This is a genomic window from Brevibacillus sp. SKDU10 (assembly GCF_001645205.1).
GTDB classification, from domain to species: domain Bacteria; phylum Bacillota; class Bacilli; order Brevibacillales; family Brevibacillaceae; genus Brevibacillus_B; species Brevibacillus_B halotolerans.
The window spans coordinates 1-848 of sequence record NZ_LSSO01000115.1; the positions used below are offsets into that span (position 1 = coordinate 1).

Below are 848 nucleotides of genomic sequence, written 5' to 3' on the forward strand. Positions count from 1 at the left end.
ACGTTCCATAGCCATTCGTTCTGTAAGATTGGGTTTGAGCCCCTTGTTTTGGAGCAGCAGTTCCGCAAGCAGTAACCGCTGTTAACAGTAGAAGACATGAAGCTGTATACAGGATTTTTTTCATGTTTATTGGCCACCTCCATTAGGTAGTGTTAGCAGAAGGCGACCGAATTACTTAGGAAGTGCACTCCAAGGAAAGAGCAGGAAAGGCCAGTCCAGGTACATCCCAAAGGGCTTTATCAACAGAAGTTAGATTTTTGGATGAAATTAGTCTAGGACACGAAATTGGGAGTAGCAAGGCGGTTTGCAGAACTGGCTTACCATAACAAAACAGAGTAGCTTGTGGACAAAAAAGCTGGTCTTTCTGCAATGGGTGGTAACCATCAGGATGCTCTAATGTAGGGATAAACAACACTTCAGGCTGGTTCAGTAACCAAGGTCGAAAGCTTACTCGTTTATTTGTTTGGGCTACTAAACCAAGTGCTATCTCCTGTTCTGGTAAGTCAGGGAGCGGATAGGGGTTTTGTTCGCCAAGATAAAACCTAAAAAGAGGACTGCCCCTTCGATCAAAACGATGGCTGCCTATACCTGACCGGCGCTTTGGATCATACCATGCTTTTAATCTGGGAGAAGGAGATTTTTTCTGCTGATACGCTATTTGAAAATCCTGTGATAAAAAACAAGGGAGTAACAAATCCTGTAAGGCGTTAGGACTTAACAAGCAAATCGTTTGCTTTGTTGGGGTGAAAAATGAAATCGGCAAAGGATTAAAGCTAGCAAACCAGAGCGCTTCTGTTTGCATATATTCCCAAGCGGCCTTGTCGGGCAGCCTACGGAATTCGTAGGAA

At 44.1% G+C, this 848-nt stretch carries 1 pseudogene; it reads right to left on the minus strand.

Annotated features, from left to right (window positions below):
- Positions 1-175: 175 nt before the first annotated feature.
- A pseudogene (locus tag AYJ08_RS23915) lies at positions 176-848 on the minus strand (hypothetical protein); the annotation flags it as partial.